Annotated in this window: 13 protein-coding genes; 3 read left to right on the top strand and 10 right to left on the bottom strand. The window is 71.1% G+C overall.

The window, feature by feature from the left end:
* Window positions 1-38 precede the first annotated feature (38 nt).
* The 5 genes from ACIPKM_RS14830 to ACIPKM_RS14810 form a co-directional block, all read right to left on the bottom strand.
* A complete protein-coding gene (locus tag ACIPKM_RS14830) occupies window positions 39-2,396 on the bottom strand; it encodes a GNAT family N-acetyltransferase (protein WP_071302127.1) in 2,358 nt (785 codons plus the stop codon).
* Entirely contained in the window at window positions 2,393-3,811 is a 1,419-nt protein-coding gene (locus tag ACIPKM_RS14825; RefSeq protein WP_071302128.1) for a lysine N(6)-hydroxylase/L-ornithine N(5)-oxygenase family protein, read from the bottom strand. Before ACIPKM_RS14825 ends, ACIPKM_RS14830 begins: the two co-directional genes overlap by 4 nt.
* Entirely contained in the window at window positions 3,808-5,259 is a 1,452-nt protein-coding gene (locus ACIPKM_RS14820) for a pyridoxal-dependent decarboxylase (protein WP_071302129.1), read from the bottom strand. The genes ACIPKM_RS14825 and ACIPKM_RS14820 overlap by 4 nt, the downstream gene beginning before the upstream one ends.
* A gap of 94 nt (window positions 5,260-5,353) precedes the next feature.
* Window positions 5,354-7,819, bottom strand: coding sequence for an ATP-dependent helicase (locus tag ACIPKM_RS14815; protein ID WP_070417725.1), 2,466 nt, complete (start codon window positions 7,817-7,819; stop codon window positions 5,354-5,356).
* Window positions 7,820-7,831: 12 nt separating this feature from the next.
* Complete coding sequence (locus tag ACIPKM_RS14810; RefSeq protein WP_071302130.1) at window positions 7,832-8,842, bottom strand: glycerophosphodiester phosphodiesterase family protein; 1,011 nt, start codon at window positions 8,840-8,842, stop codon at window positions 7,832-7,834.
* A 59-nt stretch (window positions 8,843-8,901) separates the two neighbouring features.
* Between ACIPKM_RS14810 and ACIPKM_RS14805 the strand changes: the two genes are divergently transcribed.
* Window positions 8,902-9,414, top strand: coding sequence for a hypothetical protein (locus ACIPKM_RS14805; RefSeq protein WP_071302131.1), 513 nt, complete (start codon window positions 8,902-8,904; stop codon window positions 9,412-9,414).
* Between the two features lie 209 nt (window positions 9,415-9,623).
* Window positions 9,624-10,487: a Bax inhibitor-1/YccA family protein gene (locus tag ACIPKM_RS14800; RefSeq protein ID WP_070417722.1), complete on the top strand. Its 864-nt coding sequence runs from the start codon at window positions 9,624-9,626 to the stop codon at window positions 10,485-10,487.
* Between the two features lie 310 nt (window positions 10,488-10,797).
* Here the strand turns inward: ACIPKM_RS14800 and guaA are convergent, their stop codons facing one another.
* From guaA to ACIPKM_RS14775, 5 genes are read right to left on the bottom strand one after another with little or no spacing between them, the layout of a single operon-like run.
* Entirely contained in the window at window positions 10,798-12,378 is a 1,581-nt protein-coding gene (gene guaA / locus ACIPKM_RS14795; RefSeq protein WP_071294785.1) for a glutamine-hydrolyzing GMP synthase, read from the bottom strand.
* The gene (locus ACIPKM_RS14790; RefSeq protein ID WP_070417720.1) at window positions 12,375-12,821 is read right to left on the bottom strand and encodes a DUF3817 domain-containing protein; all 447 of its coding nucleotides are present in this window, start codon (window positions 12,819-12,821) and stop codon (window positions 12,375-12,377) included. The genes guaA and ACIPKM_RS14790 overlap by 4 nt, the downstream gene beginning before the upstream one ends.
* A gap of 10 nt (window positions 12,822-12,831) precedes the next feature.
* Window positions 12,832-13,611 (bottom strand): SURF1 family cytochrome oxidase biogenesis protein, encoded by a 780-nt coding sequence (locus ACIPKM_RS14785; protein ID WP_071294786.1) that lies wholly within the window; start codon window positions 13,609-13,611, stop codon window positions 12,832-12,834.
* A gap of 5 nt (window positions 13,612-13,616) precedes the next feature.
* Window positions 13,617-15,059 (bottom strand): cation:proton antiporter, encoded by a 1,443-nt coding sequence (locus ACIPKM_RS14780; protein WP_071302132.1) that lies wholly within the window; start codon window positions 15,057-15,059, stop codon window positions 13,617-13,619.
* A gap of 3 nt (window positions 15,060-15,062) precedes the next feature.
* A complete protein-coding gene (locus ACIPKM_RS14775; protein ID WP_022906983.1) occupies window positions 15,063-15,593 on the bottom strand; it encodes a cation:proton antiporter regulatory subunit in 531 nt (176 codons plus the stop codon).
* Between the two features lie 99 nt (window positions 15,594-15,692).
* Between ACIPKM_RS14775 and ACIPKM_RS14770 the strand changes: the two genes are divergently transcribed.
* A complete protein-coding gene (locus ACIPKM_RS14770) occupies window positions 15,693-16,205 on the top strand; it encodes a hypothetical protein (protein ID WP_071294788.1) in 513 nt (170 codons plus the stop codon).
* Window positions 16,206-16,218: the final 13 nt, after the last annotated feature.

Genomic DNA, 16,218 nt, shown 5'->3' with positions numbered 1-16,218 from the left:
GGCGGGGCGCCGCGCGCCCCGCGCCGCGCGCGCCCGCGCTACCGCGCGATCGGGTTCGGCATCGCCCCCGCCCGGATGAGCGACGACGACTGGTCCGCCAGGTCCACCATCGACAGCGTGTTCCGCAGCTGCAGCCGGTTGAGGCACGAGTGCTCGAACGCCGGCACCCGCAGGTCCAGCGGTCGCCGGCGCCCCGGGTGGGCCGCGGCGTGCGCGTCGACGCACTCCCCCACCACCTGCCAGAACCGCGACTCCGGCAGGACCCCGTCGTCGTCGAGGATCGCCGCGACGAAGCGCAGCACCCCGTCGAACACGTCGGTGAACACGGCCAGCGCCGCTTCGTCGTCGTCCACCGGGTGCACGATGCGCTCGATGTCGGCGGGCACCGGGCGGTCGGCGTGCCGCCCGAGTACCGCGACCTCTTCGCCGATGTCCTTCATCACCGCGCGCACCACGACCCCGTCACGGACGACGAGCACGAGGTTCTCGCCGTGCGGCATGAACACCAGGTCGTGCACGGTCAGGCAGTGCACCACGGGCAGCAGGTACGCGTCGAGCCAGCGCCGCACCCACTCGTCGGCAGGGAGGCCCGATGCCTCGATCAGCGCCGACACGACGGCGTCACCCGAGGCGTCCCGGTGCAGCAGCGCCGCCATCGTCAGCAGTCGCTCGCCGTCGGTCACCCGCGGCAGCGGGCTCTCCCGCCACAGCGCCGCGAGCATCTTCCGCTGCGGTGAGGACACGTCGACCCGGTGGTAGGCGTCCCCGGTGTACCCGATGGCCGCGTGCTCCCGGAGCACCGAGAACCCGGCGCCGGCCAGCGTCTCGTCCGCGGACACGAGTGCCGCGACCCAGTCGTTCACCGCCGGGGTGTTCCGCATGTACGCGGGCGACATCCCCCGCAGGAACCCCATGTTCTGCACGGCGAGCGCCGTCTTGACGTAGGAGCGCTCCGGGCGGGAGCGGTCGAACGCCGTCCGGATCGACTGCTGCGGCTGGTACTCGTCCGGCCCCTCCCCGAGGTCGACCAGGTCCTGCCGCCCGAGGTCCGGCGCGAACGTCACGGCGATCCGGTGCTGCCACTGCCACGGGTGCACGGGGATCCAGACGTAGTCGTCGGGGTCGAGTCCCCGGGACACCAGAACGGCCCGGAACCCGGCGGTGGTCTCCGGGTCGAGCTCGGCCGCCCAGTGGTCGCGCTCGGTGCGGTCCGCGGCGAGCGCGAGGTGCGTGCAGGCCCGGCGTGCGGCGAGCCAGCGGTAGCGGAACCGACCGCCGGCCTCGGGAGCGTAGGCGCGGTACTCGTCCAGCCCGAACCCGATCCGCCCGTTCGCCGCCACGAACGCCGGGTGCCCCTCGGTCATCGCCGACTCGACGTCCTGGAACGATGCGACGACGCGGTCGGTCCCCTCCGTGCGCCCCCGTGCGAGCTGCGCGGCTGATGGCCCACCGCGACGGTGCTTCGCGGCGGCGCTCGCGAGGGTGGAGGCGATCTCCTCGAGGTACGTGCCGAGCAGCGCGTCGGGGACCCCGAGCACGTCGCGCAGCTCGAGGACGAGGTCCTGCGCGCTGAGCGGGGCCGCCGCACCGGCACGGGTGCGGGTCAGCGACGTCTCGTCGATCGACCAGTGCTCGAGCACGTGCCGACGCGCGCGGAACCGGTAGGTCGACTCCCCCGCGTCGAGCCGCCAGGCGTCGCCGTCCGGCTGCGGTTCCACGAGGCGCTCGTGCGTGAACTCGGCGATCGCCTTCGCCACGAGGTGCCGCTGGGCCGGTTCGAGGTGCTCCGGCCGGAGGTGCGCCGCGAGCCCGTCGCCCTCGGGCAGCCCGATCCGGTCGGTGTCGAGCACGGACAACAGGGCGCGCTTGCCGTCGACGTCGACCTCGCGCAGCACGCGGAACCCGACCTCGGCGTTCTTCGCGTGCACGGCGGTGTTCCGGACGTCGGGCTCGACGACGACGCGGCGTGCTCCGAGGACGTCGCGACAGTGCTCGACGACGGTGCACATGACGGCGCTCGTCAGTCCGTGCACCCGTCCGTCGGCGGGCGGCGGCGCGACGAGCAGGTGCATGCCGACGTCGCCGGGTTCGGCGGCGAACACGTCGGTGAGCAGGACCCGGGCCGGGTCGTACGTCTCCGCGAGGAACACCGGGACGCCGTCACGACGGCCGAGCCACGCGGCCTGCGCGGGATCCGCCTGCACGTCCGCGAGGTACGTCCGCACCGCGTCGACGTCGAGGTGCCCCATGCTCCACCACGACGACGCGGGGTGCGCGAGCCACGACTGCACGAGGGCGGCGTCACGATCCGGGTCCACGGGTTCGACGGCCAGGAGGCGCGGCTCGGCCCCGCCGACCTCGGTCACGTCCGGCAGGGTGGTCGCGTCGACGGTCATGCGGAGACCTCCGCGCGCTCGGTCGCGTGCCGGGGCGGCGCGCCGTCCGCGGTGCTGCCACGTGCCGTGGAGCGGGCGGAGGCGGGCAGGCCGAACTCCTGGAAGGCGATCCGTGCCTCCAGGCCGTAGACGGGCCGACCCGTGACGGACCGGATGATCGACGCGTTCCGCCACGCCCCCATGCCGAGGTCGGGTGCGGTGAGGCCGTGCGTGTGCTCCTCGGCGTTCTGCACCCAGATGCGGCCGCCGAGTCGGTCGACGTGGTGGTCGCGTGCGACCGCCAGGCGCCCCCGGGAGTCGCGGGCGACGAGGTGCTCGACCGGTGCGAGGAACGCCGCGGACCGCGGTCGGTACCCGGTCGCCAGGACCAGCCGCTCGACCTCGTGCTCGTACGTCTCGCCGAGCTGCTCGTGCCGGAGGGTCAGCCGGTACGTCCCCCGGTCCGCCAGCCAGACGGCGTCGACCACGCTGGTCTCGGTGCGGAGCGTCGTCGGGACCGGTCCCGGCGCGCTGAGCCGGTACAGCTGGTCGTACAGCGCGTCGACGAGGTCCGCGCTGATGCCCTTGTACAGCCCGCGCTGCTCGCGACCGAGGTGGTCGCGGACGTCCTCGGGCAGGGCGTGGAAGTGGTCCGTGTACTCCGGGCTCGTCATCTCGAGCGTGAGCTTGGTGTCCTCCATCGGGAAGAACCGCGGCGAGCGGGTGATCCAGTCGAGGCGGTAGCCGTCCCGCCGGACGTCCTCGAGCAGCTCGCGGTAGACCTCGGCGGCGGACTGGCCGCTGCCGATCACCGCGATCGACCCGGCACGGCGCAGGGCGTCACGGTTCGGCAGGAACTCGGCGGAGTGGATCGCCGGCCCGTCGATGCCCCGCAGGGGTGCGGGGACGGACGGCTCCGTGCCGATGCCGACGACGACGTGGCGTGCGCGGTACGTCTCGGGGCCCTGATCGGTCTCGGCGTGCACCGTGAACAGGTCGGTCGTCACGTCGTGCTCGACGGCCGTGACCCGGCGGCCCCAGCGGAGGGTGTCGAGCCGGTCGGCGGCCCACCGGCAGTACGCGTCGTACTCGCTGCGGAGGGGGTGGAAGTCCTCGCGGATGTAGAACGGGTAGAGCCGACCGGTCTCCTTGAGCCACGCCAGGAACGAGAACGGCGAGGTCGGGTCCGCCATCGTCACGAGGTCCGCCATGAACGGCACCTGGATCGTGGCGTCGTCGAGCATCATGCCGTGGTGCCAGGCGAAGCCGTCGGCGGCGTCGAGGAACACCGCGTCGAGGTCGTCGAGCGGGTCGGTGAGGCAGGCGAGGCCGAGGTTGAACGGCCCGATGCCGATGCCGATCAGGTCGTGGACGGGGCGGTCGGCGGGCCGGTCGACGGTCTGGTCGGCGGTCCGGAGGTCGTCAGCGGTGGTCATCGCGTTGCTCCTTCCGGGGCGGAGGCGGCCGCGCGGACGCGCGCTGCCGTCGCCGCGACGTGGTCGAGCGAGGCGCGCATCTGCGCCGGGGTCGTCTCCGGGTTGAGCAGCGTCAGCTTGTTGCAGGGGCGCCCGTCGATCACGGTCTTCGCGATGAGCACCCGCCCCTCGGCGAGGAGGGCCGCACGGATCGGAGCCACCAGTGCGTCGGCGTCCGCATCGGTCACGCCGGCGGGCTGCCACCGGAACAGCACCGTGCTGAGCTGCGTCGGCGCGACGAGCACGAGGTCCGGGTGCTCGTCGACGATCGCGTGCGTCTCCGTCGCGAGGTCGATCACCGCGTCGAACGCCCGCCCGACGGCCTCGGCGCCGGACGCTCGGAGGGTCGCCCAGAGCTTCAGCGCGTCGAACCGCCTGGTGGTCTGCAGGGACTTGTCGACCTGGTTCGGCTCGGCGGCGTCCTCGGGGTTGAGGTAGTCCGCGTACCAGGCCGTGCGGCGGAGGTCGGCGGGGTCGCGGACGACCAGGGCGCTCGACGACACCGGCTGGAAGAACGACTTGTGCAGGTCGGCGGTCACGCTCCGCGCACGCTCGATCCCGTCGAGCAGGTGCCGACGGGTCGGGGACACGAGCAGGCCGCAGCCGTACGCGGCGTCGACGTGGAGCCAGACGTCCTCGAGGTCGCACACGTCGGCGATCGGCTCGAGCGGGTCGATCACGCCGCGGTCGGTGGTGCCCGCCGTGGCGACGACGGCCATCGGGGTGCGGCCGGCCGTGCGGGCGGCCGCGATCGCCTCGGCGAGGGCCGCGGGACGCATCCGGCCGGCCTGGTCGGTGGGGACGTCGACGACGGCGTCGTCGGGGAGGCCGAGGAGCCGGGCGGACTTGCGGACGCTGAAGTGGGACTCGGCGGTGGCGAAGACGGTGAGCATCGGGGCCGTCGCGGCTGTCGCGGCCGTCGCTGCTTCTCGCGCCAGCAGCAGCGCCTGCAGGTTCGACTGGGACCCGCCCGAGGTGAACACCCCGTCACCGCTCGCGAACCCGATGCGCCCGGCGAGCCACGCCACCACGTGCCGCTCGATGTCGGTCCCGATCCGCGACTGGTCCCAGGTGTCCACCGAGGTGTTCACGGCGGCGAGCACCGACTCCGCCGCGACCGCGGGCAGCGCGACGGGGCAGTTGAGGTGGGCGAGGTACGCCGGGTCGTGGAACCAGACGGCCTCGCGGACGAACAGGTCGTCGAGCTCGGCGAGCGCCCGGTCCGTACCGAGGGGTTCCGCGTCGAGGTCGACGGCGGCGACGCGGGCCCGGAGTTCGTCCGCGGCGGTGTCGGTCGTCGGTCGGTCGACGTCGGAGATGCGGTCCGCGAGCCGGTCGACCGTCGTGGTGACGGTGGTCCGGTAGCGCTCGGCGTTGGCAGAGGTCAACAATTCGATGAGGGCTGTCACGTTAGGTAAGGCTAACCTCACCTCGCCGCGATTGTCACGTGCGGCAGCGCGCTCCCGACATGGCCGGGCGCGTCGGCGTCAGGGGCTCAGCGCCTCAGAGCTTCTCGATCGGCGCGATCTTGATGAGGAGCTTCTTGCGGCCCGCGGAGTCGAACGCGATCTCGGCGATGCGCTTGGCGCCGATGCCGGTCACGGCCGAGACCGTCCCCTCGCCGAAGTCGACGTGCTTGATGCGGTCGCCGGCCACGAGCTCCATGTCGCCGTTGTCGCGGACCTGCCCGGACACGCGGTTCGCCCACTCGGTCTTCGGACGGGTCTTCTGCGCTGCGGCCGCCCGGTCGTACGAGCCACCGCCCCAGCCGCCACCGCCGCGGTACCCGCCGCCGGCGCCGCCGCCCGAGCCGCCGATCCCGCCGCCCCGTCGGGCGTTGAGGGCCCGGGGTTCGGTCCCGCCGCGGCTGTTCGCCATGCCGGGAGACTGCTTCCACTCGATGAGCCCCTCGGGGATCTCCTGCAGGAAGCGGGACGGCATCGCCACGTTGACGTCACCGAACTGCGCGCGGGTCATCGCGAGCGACAGGAAGAGGGACTTCTTGGCGCGGGTGATCCCCACGTAGAAGAGCCGGCGTTCCTCGGACGGGCCACCCGGCTCGTTCGCCGACATCCGGTGCGGCAGCAGGTCTTCCTCGACGCCGGTGAGGAACACCGCGTCGTACTCGAGCCCCTTCGCCGTGTGCAGGGTCATGAGCGACACCGTTCCCGACGAGTCGTCGAGCTCGTCCGCCGCGGCGACGAGGGAGACCTCGGTCAGGAAGTCGGACAGCGTGCCCTCGGGGTTGTTCTTCTGGAACTCCCGCGTCACCGCGACGAGCTCGTCGATGTTGTCCGCACGGGCGGCGTCCTGCGCGTCGGGCGACTTCCGGAGGTTCTCGAGCAGCCCCGAGCCGTCGAGCAGCTGCGTGAGGGTGTCCACGACCGGCTGCGTACCGGCGCGGGACGAGACGTCGTCGAGCAGGGCGGCGAACGCCGTGATCGCGTTGCGCACCTTCGGCCCGAATCCGAGTTCGTCGGCGTGCCGGAGGGCGTCCCGCATCGTCGTCTCGTGCTCGTCGGCGTAGCGCTGCAGGGTGGTCTCGGTGACCGCGCCGATGCCGCGCTTCGGTACGTTGAGGACCCGTCGGAGTGCCATCGGGTCGGCCGGGTTGGCGACGGTGATCAGGTACGCCATGGCGTCCTTGATCTCGGCGCGCTCGTAGAACTTCGTGCCGCCGAGGACCCGGTACGGGATCGCCGCACGGATGAAGATCTCCTCCAGCGCACGGGTCTGCGAGTTCGTCCGGTAGAAGACGGCCATGTCGCGGTAGGACATGCCGTCCTCGTGCAGGCGCTGGATCTCGTCGGCGACGAACTGGGCCTCGTCGTGCCCGGTGTAGCCCGTGAACCCGACGATCTTGTCGCCCGCGCCGACGTCCGTGAAGAGGTTCTTCGCCTGCCGGTCGAAGTTGTTCGCGATGACGGCGTTCGCGGCGTCGAGGATGTTCTGCGTCGACCGGTAGTTCTGCTCGAGCAGGACGACCTTCGAGTTCGGGAAGTCCCGCTCGAACTCGACGATGTTGCGGATGTCCGCCCCGCGGAAGGCGTAGATGGACTGGTCGGAGTCACCGACGACGGTCAGCGACGCCGGGGCGATCGACCCGTCGGCCTCGCGCATGCGGGCGACGTGCTGCCCGGCGTCCTCGAGCTTGTCCACCTGCTCGACCGGGACCGGCCGCGTGAGCTCGCGGATGAGGGCGTACTGCGCGTGGTTGGTGTCCTGGTACTCGTCGACGAGGATGAACCGGAACCGGCGCTGGTAGAGCGCGGCGACCTCGGGGAAGGCGCGGAAGAGGAACACCGTCTGGCCGATGAGGTCGTCGAAGTCGAACGCGTTCGCCCGGCGCAGCTCGTTCGTGTACCGCCGGAAGACCTCGGTGAACATGACTTCTTGCGGGTCGTTCGCGTTGATGTTCCGGGCGTAGGAGTCGATGTCCTGCAGCTCGTTCTTGAGCTTCGAGATCTTCGAGGCCGCAGCGCCGACGGTCAGCCCGAGCGAGTCCGCCTCGAGCTCCTTGATGATCCGCTTGAGCAGGGCCTTCGAGTCGGCGGAGTCGTAGATCGTGAACGACTGCGCGAACCCGAAGCGCTCGGCCTCGCGCCGGAGGATCCGCACGCACGCCGAGTGGAAGGTGGAGATCCACATCCCCTCGGACGCCTGCCCGACCAGCGCCCGCACGCGCTCGCGCATCTCGGCCGCGGCCTTGTTCGTGAAGGTGATCGCCAGGATCTGCGACGGCCAGGCTTCTCGGTTGGCGAGCAGCAGGGCGATGCGGCGGGTCAGCACGCTCGTCTTGCCGGAGCCCGCACCCGCCACGATGAGCAGGGACTCGCCGCGGTACTCGACGGCTTCCTTCTGCTGGGGGTTCAGACCCGCGGTGAAGGGGTCGTCGTAGGCGCGGTCACCGGCGCCGGAACCGTCAGCACGGCCGGGCGTCGAGTCGAAGGGGTCGAGCACGATCGTCATGTCCGGGACAGTCTAGGCCGGGCCTCCGACAGCCGAGCGGGCGAGCACGGCCAGGTCGGTGTGGTCGGCGAACACCCCGTCGACGCCGGTGCGGACGACCGAGGTGAACCACCGCTCCCAGTCGCCGAACGCCGCGACCTCGCCGCCACGACGCAACGGCGCCGGCAGGAAGCGGTTCTCCGGTCGCAGCGTCCACGTGTACACGGCGAGCCCGGCCTCGTGCGCGCGGTCGACGACGACGCTCCGCACGGGTGCCGGATCCTCGAGCGCGACGCTGTCCACCCCGGCCATCAGCGTCCCCAGGTCGACGCTGATGCCGTGGAACTCCGTCGCGAAGGCTGTGAGCGCGTCGTCGGACCGCTCGGCCGCGTAGGTGGGAGCCAACGACCCGTGGGACGCGACCTCGTCCGCCGCGCTGCCCCGCGCCTCCTGGAGGTAGACGAGCCGCCCGCCGGTCCCGCGCTCCCGGAGGTCCCGCAGCACCCCCTTCTCGAAGCTCTCGACGGTGAGGCGCTCGTCCCCGCGCCACCCGGTCTCGGCGAGGACCCCGTCGAGGAGCTGCCCCATCGGGAAGCCGGCGCGGTCGAAGAAGTCGGCGTGCTTGATCTCCGCGACGAGTCCGACCGGCCGGGGAGCCGCGTCGAGGATCGCGAGCAGGTCCTCGAGGCGGAGGACCGGCTCCTCGCCGTCGTGCTCCGCCGACCCCGGTCGCAGGGCGGGGAGGCGCTCGCGGGTCCGCAGCGTCCGCAGCTCGGCCCACGTGAAGTCCTCGGTGAACCAGCCCGTCGTCTTCTGCCCGTCGACCGTCTTCGTCGTGCGCAGGTGCCGGAACTCGGGGTGGTCGGCGACGTCGGTCGTGCCGGAGACCTCGTTCTCGTGCCGCAGCACCAGCACGCCGTCCTTCGTGGGCACGAGGTCCGGCTCGATCGCGTCGGCACCGAGTTCGATCGCGAGCTCGTACGCGCTCCGCGAGTGCTCGGGACGGTAGCCGGACGCGCCGCGGTGGGCGATCACCAGGGTCATGGCCCCGACACTACGGCCACATCCGGCGCGCGGCGTCCCCGGGCCGGTAGGTTCACGGCATGGGGCTCGACCGGGGGTGGAAGCGGAGCAGCGTCGCCGCGGCGACGGTGCTGGTCGGCGTCGCGGCGTGGGTCGTGCCGGCCTCCGGATCGGCACCCCTGCACCTCGCCGAGGGCGGGGGCGAGGTCTGCATGGAGGGTCGCACGGACGCCACCGTCGGCATCGCGATGCTCGACCACCCGACGGGCGACCCGATCGTCGTCAGCGCGGTGTCCGCACCGGGGGACGGCGTGCGCATCGTCGACGCGTTCGTGGTCCGGTACCCGCACGGTGCGACGGACCCGGTCCGGTACGGGACGGACGAGTGGCCGGTCCCCGCACACTGGGGCGAGCCGGAACCGGCGCTCGGCGCGTCGGTCGCCGCGGGCGATGCCGCCGACCTCGTCGTGCACGTCCGCCGCGATGCGCGCGACGGCGGCTCGGTGGGTCCGGTGCGGGTCGCGTACACGCAGGGCGCGCGGCTGTGGTCGGAGACCACCGGTACCGAGGTCGCGCTGCGCGCGCACTGCTGATCCAGGAGGCGCGGTGCCGGTCCGTTCCGACCCTCGCCGTGAGCGGTCGGCGGGCTCCGGGCCGGTTCGGGGCGCGCACGCAGCGCACGACCGTAGGCTGCGCTCGTCGGGTCCCCACGGGGCCGCTTCCGCTCGCCGCGAATCCTCAGCCTTCCGCGACCGAGCCCACCTAGGCTGAGAGGACTCGAATCTCCAAGGAAGAGGACACCATGGCCTTCAAGCCCGGTTTCGACCAGTCCCCCGCCTTCAACAACCAGGGGCCCAACACCTGGGGTGGGCGCGGCGCTGGTCAGCAGCAGGCCGGCTGGGGACAGACCCCGCAGCAGGCACAGGGCGGGATGACCCCCGAGCAGCTGCAGTACATGTACGACCGCCCGGCGGCCAGCACGGTCGACACGGACCGCATGTCGTACGAGGACACCATCGTCAAGACGCTGCTCGCGTTCGGCGTGCTCGTCGTGGGTGCCGTGGCCGGCTGGAACGCACCGATGATCGTCTGGATCATCGGCGCCGTCGCCGGGTTCGTGCTGGCGCTCGTCAACATGTTCAAGAAGAAGCCGTCGCCCGGGCTCGTCCTGGCGTACTCCTTCGCCCAGGGCCTGTTCGTCGGTGGCATCTCGCACTACTACCAGAACGCGTTCGGCGGCATCGTCGTGCAGGCCGTGTTCGGCACGCTCGGTGTCTTCGCCGTGACGCTCGCGCTGTTCGCCTCCGGCAAGGTCCGCGCGACGCCGAAGGCCACGCGCTTCTTCCTCGTCGCGATGGTCGGGTACCTGGTGTTCTCGCTCATCAACCTGGTCCTCATGTGGACCGGCGTGACGCAGACCGCGTTCGGTGCCCTCGGGTTCGAGATCTTCGGCATCCCGCTCGGCGTGATCATCGGCATCCTCGTCGTGGTCATGGCGGCGTACTCGCTGATCCTCGACTTCGACCAGATCCAGACCGGCGTCCGTCGTGGCGCTCCCCGGATCTACGCGTGGACGGCGGCGTTCGGGCTCATCGTCACGATCGTGTGGCTGTACCTCGAGATCCTGCGCATCCTCGCCATCGTGGCGAGCAGCCAGCGCAACTAGTACTCGGCACGACCCGAAGGGCCCCGGCGAACACGCCGGGGCCCTTCGTCGTTCCCGGGTCAGGGGCGGCCGACGACCCTCCCACGCCGAGATCGCATGACATGCCGCACGTGCATCGCCGAGGTCGCACAACGTGCCGCCCGTGCATCGCCGAGGTCGCACAACGTGCCGCACGACCTCGCCGCGAGCGGCAGATCGTGCGACTTCGCCGCACGCACGACCTCGCCGCACGCACGACCTCGCCGACCGGCCTCCGGACGCGGGACGGCCCGGCACGCAGGACGCGTGCCGGGCCGTCAGCGCGGGAGGACTACTCCCACTCGATCGTCCCCGGCGGCTTCGACGTGACGTCGAGCACGACCCGGTTCACGTCGGGCACCTCGTTCGTGATGCGGTTCGAGATCTTCGCGAGGGTGTCGTACGGCAGGCGCGTCCAGTCGGCGGTCATGGCGTCTTCCGACGAGACCGGACGGAGCACGATGGGGTGGCCGTACGTGCGACCGTCGCCCTGGACGCCCACGGAACGGACATCGGCGAGCAGGACGACCGGGCACTGCCAGATCTCCTCGTCGAGGCCGGCCGCGGTGAGCTCTTCGCGGGCGATCTTGTCGGCCGCGCGGAGCAGCTCGAGACGGTCCTTCGTGACCTCGCCGACGATGCGGATGCCGAGCCCCGGGCCGGGGAACGGCTGGCGACCGACGATGACCTCGGGCAGTCCGAGCTCGCGACCGACGGCGCGGACCTCGTCCTTGAACAGGGTGCGGAGCGGCTCGACGAGCTCGAACGTCATGTCGTCGGGGAGACCGCCGACGTTGTGGTGCGACTTGATGTTCGCCGTTCCCGAGCCACCGCCGGACTCGACGACGTCCGGGTAGAGCGTGCCCTGCACGAGGAACTTGACCTCGGCATCAGAGTCGGAAGCCTGGGCCTCGAGCACCAGCGCCTCGGCCGCGGCCTCGAACGTGCGGATGAACTCGCGCCCGATGATCTTGCGCTTCTGCTCCGGGTCGCTCACGCCGGCGAGGGCGTCGAGGAACTGCTGCTCGGCGTCGATCGTGATGAGCCGCACACCGGTGGAGGCGACGTAGTCCTCTTCCACCTGCTTGCGCTCGTCGGCGCGGAGGAGCCCGTGGTCGACGAAGACGCAGGTGAGCTGGTCGCCGACGGCCTTGTGCACGAGCGCCGCGGCGACGGCGGAGTCGACGCCACCGGAGAGTCCGGCGATGACCCGGGCGGCACCGACCTGTGCGCGGATGCGTTCGACCTGCTCCTCGATCACGTTCGCGGAGTTCCAGTCACCGGGGAGCCCGGCGGCACGGTGCAGGAAGTTCTCGAGCACGGCCTGGCCGTACACCGAGTGCTTGACCTCGGGGTGCCACTGCACGCCGTAGAGCTTGCGCTCGTCGGAGGCGAACGCGGCGACGGGGGTCGAGGCGCTGGACGCGAGGACCTCGAAGCCCTCGGGTGCCTTCGCCACGGAGTCGCCGTGGGACATCCAGGTCACCTGCGACTCCGGCTGGTCGCCGAGGAGTGTGCTCGTGCCGGGCGAGAGCGTGACGTCGGTCGCGCCGTACTCGCGCAGCCCGGTGTTCGCCACCTCGCCACCGAGCGCGGTCGCCATGGCCTGGAAGCCGTAGCAGATGCCGAGCACGGGGACGCCGAGGTCGAGGATGTCGCCGTCGAGCGCGGGCGCACCGGTCTCGTACACGGACGACGGGCCGCCGGACAGCACGATGGCCGCGGGGTCCTTCGCACGGACCTCGTCCGCCGTGATCGAGTGCGGGACGATCTCGCTGTAGACGTTCGCTTCACGGACCCGACGCGCGATGAGCTGCGCGTACTGGGCACCGAAGTCGACGACGAGGACGGGACGCTGTTCGGTCTCGCTCACCGAGCGGCCTCCTTCTCACGCTGCTGGGCAGCGGTCAGCTCGTGGTAGGTGTCCATGGCGATCTTCTGCATGCGGTGCTCGACCACGAACGACATGAACGGGATGATGCCCCCGAGGGCGATGAGCAGGAAGCGGATCGGCTTCCAGCGCATGATGCTCCACAGACGGAAGTCGGTGAAGAGGTAGAGCACGTACAGCCAGCCGTGGGCGATGAGGATGCCGATCGACAGGTTGAAGGTGCCGGGCTCCTTGCCCGCCGTGCCCTCCGGCACGAAGAACGCACCGCCGCCGAGCTGCATCTCGAGGTGCAGCGGCGTGTACTTGATGACCATCTCGACCACCAGGGCGAGCAGCAGCACGCCGGTGATGTACGCCGAGACGCGGTACCACTTCACCGCGCCCGGGATCTTCGGGATGTCGCGGGTACGGACGGTCAGAGCCATATCGGCCATCCTACCGTCGGTCGACGAGGGCACCGTCGACGCTGAGTGCGGCCTCACGCCGCTCTTCTTCCTCACGCTCCCAGGCGTCCTTCACGAACCGGTACCAGAGGAAGACGGCGAACCCGGCGAACACGACCCACTCGATCGCGTAGAACAGGTTGAGCCAGTCGAACTGGACCTCGCGCGAGGGCGCCCGGTCGGCGATGGTGCCGAGGTCGGCCGCCTTCGCCGTGGTGCCGTCGGCGACGACGTACCCGAGGTACATCCGGTCGTCGAACGCCTTCCACGTGTTCACGAACCGGGCCGGCGCGACCGCCGAGTACTCGCCCTTGTCGTAGGTGTCCTGGTCGGGCGACTCGGCCGGGTAGTAGCGCCCCTCGACCGTGAGCCGCGTGCCGTCCGCCAGACGATCACCACCGGCGACGGCGGCGGACCGCTGGTCGGACCACCCGATCACCACCGGGAGGCTCGCGCCGCTCGTGTCGTCCACCAGGTGTCCGACGGTCTGGTAGGTCCCGCCACCGGTCCGGCCGGTCAGGACGGTGGTGTCACCGGCGACGAACGTCCCCGTGACCGTCACCTTCTGCCCGGCCATCTTCTCGGTCGCGGGCTGCATCGGCCCGGTCACGGCGTCGAGGCTCTTCCGGTTCTCGGTCGTCGCGGGGAGGGGGGTGCCGTTGGCGATGCTCCGCTCGAGCTGCCACTTGCCCAGCCCGGCGAACACCGCCGCGAGCACGAGCGCCAGCAACAGCAGCGCGATCCACCTCGGTCGTCGGGCTACGGCCCACATCTGTATCAGTACTCCGGATCGCGCTGGCGGACCGGGCGCTCGGGGCGCTCGGCGGGGGTCTCGACCGACGACGTCCGGGGCTCGGACACCGTCTCCGGAGACTCATTCTCCCGCTCTTGGCTGCCAGCGGCCTCCACCAGGGCGAACTCCTCGGCGAACTGGCGGTCCCGCTCCGCCCGACGAGCGGCAGCGGCGGCGTCCGACTCGGCCTCTGCCGCCTCGGCCGCGGCAGCCGCTGCGACCGCTCGACGGCCGCCGAGACGCGTCCGCAGGCGTGCCAGACGGGCCGGGCGGATCACGAGGCGACCGATGCGGTCCGAGTTGACCGCGAGCAACGGCCCGAGGATCGCCATGACGAGGACGTACAGGCCCGCGAAGGCGGTGATGCGGGCTTCGAGCCCGGCAGCGGCCGAGAGCGTCGCGAGGATCAGCGCGAACTCGCCGCGGTTCACCAGGATGACGGCGGTGTTGATCCCCTGCTGGATGTTGAAGCCGTTCATGCGCGCGACGAGCTGTCCCGCGATGGCGTTCAGCGCGACGGTCATGCCGATCGCACCGAGCACCGGCCAGAGCACCTCGCCGAAGGTCGACAGGTCGAGCCCGAGCCCGAAGTTCACGAAGAAGAACGCCGCGAACACGTCGCGCATCGGCAGGGCGAGCTGTTCGATGCGGTCGCGGTAGCGCGTGGCGCCGCAGAGCAGGCCGATCACGAACGCCCCGATCGCGTCCGTGACACCGAGCAGGTCGCCGATGCCGCCGAACATGACCGCGAGGCCGAAGAACAGCACGGTGAACAGCTCGTCGTCACGGGTCGCGAAGATCCGGGACACCCACTTGCCGGCGAACCGGGCCAGCGTGAACATCACGATGAGGAACCCGAACGCGAGCGCGAGCTTGCCGACGACACCCCACACGTTCGTGTCGCCGGAGAGGACCACCGAGACGATCGCGAGGTAGATCGCGATGAAGACGTCCTCGATCACGGTGACGCCGAGGATCATCGGGGTCTCGTCGTTCGCCAGGCGACGGAGCTCGATGAGGAGCTTCGTCACGATCGCGCTCGACGAGGTCGCCGTCATGCCGGCGATGATGAGGGCTTCGCGGGTGCCCCACCCGAGCGAGAACCCGAAGGCGAACCCGACGCCCATGTTGATGGCGACGTACGTGCCACCGGACACCAGGAGCTTGCCGGCGTTGCCGTAGAACTCTTCCTGGTCGAACTCCAACCCGAGGTTGAACAGCAGCAGGATGAGCCCGAACGTCGCGATCAGCTCGATCGTGTGCGACTCGACGTTCAGCCCGATCCACGGGGTGTGGGGACTCGCGATGAGCCCCACGACCATGTAGATCGGGATCGCGGGCAGCCCGATCGTCTTGCCGAGTCGTCCGAGGACGTAGGCGATGATGAAGAGGATGCCGATGGTGAGGAGCTCACCACCCAGGTGCACGGGCTAGCTCCTCGGCGGGGCCTCGGCCGCAGCGGCCGCAAGCTCTCCGCTGCGGTAGAACGAGAACGCCTTCGCGACCTTCTCGGGTGCACCGGCGACGACGATGGTGTCGCCCGGGAACACGACGAAGTCGGACGACGGGGCCGGGTTGGCGCTGTCACCACGGACGACCGCCACGACGGTCAGGCCGATGAAGCCCGAGTCGTGCAGGTCGCCGAGGGGCTTGCCGGCGATGGCGTCGTCGTAGTCGACCGAGAACCAGTCGATGCTGAGGCCCGGGATCTCGTCGAGCTTGTCGAGACCCTCGGTGATGCGCGTGCCGCCGAGGAGTTCGGCGAGCGTGTGCGCCTCGTCCTCACTGAGGCGCAGCGACACCTTCTCCGACTTGTCGGCGCCGTCCGAGACGTCGGCGAAGGAGATGAGGTCGGAGTGACCCGACCGGTGCGTGATGACACCGCACTTGCCACCGTCGTCGGTGTAGAAGCTGTGCAGCACGCCGACTCCGGGGAGTTTGACGCGATGGACGTCGACCATGATGGCTCCCTTTTCGAGTACCCCGATGATAACCACCGCGATGGTCCGTCCATTCCGTTCCGCTACAGTCCGGTGGACGGGGAAGACAGGGGGAACGCTGTGGACGAGCAGGACAGGACCAACCGGCTGGTGGCCGGCACCGGGATCGCGGTGGTGGCACTCTACGCCGCACTGCTCGCCGTCCAGGCACTCGTGCTCGATCCGCTCGCCGCGGTGCCGGGCGCCTCGCTCGGCGAGGTCCACGCGGAACTCGAGCGCCAGGGCTTCGCGGTCGGCACCGACATCGCCGCCGTCGTCGGGATCGCCGTCGTCGGCGTCGCCCTGGCGATCGGCCTCGGCAGCTCCCTCGTCGTCACCCGTGCACGGCCGTACGTGACCGCCGCGGTCCTGCTCGGGGTGGTCGCGCTCGGCGGTCCGATGACCTGGTGGAGCGGCTTCTGGCTCGGCATGGACGTCGCCGACGCGTACGGCGTCGGCGGTGGAGCGCACACCGCCTGGGCCGGTGTCCTCCTCGTCACCAGCGCGATCGCGCTGGCCGCGGTCCCCTTCGTCCTCGTGATCGGCCAGGCGATCAGTGCACGCCGGACCACGCACCGGTCGCGCGCTGCCTGACGGAGCCGACCCG

Source organism: Curtobacterium sp. NPDC086286 (genome assembly GCF_044746255.1).
In the GTDB taxonomy this organism is placed as follows: domain Bacteria; phylum Actinomycetota; class Actinomycetes; order Actinomycetales; family Microbacteriaceae; genus Curtobacterium.
The sequence above is the reverse complement of the archived record's forward strand: the minus strand, read 5'-3'. Positions and strand labels throughout refer to the sequence as shown.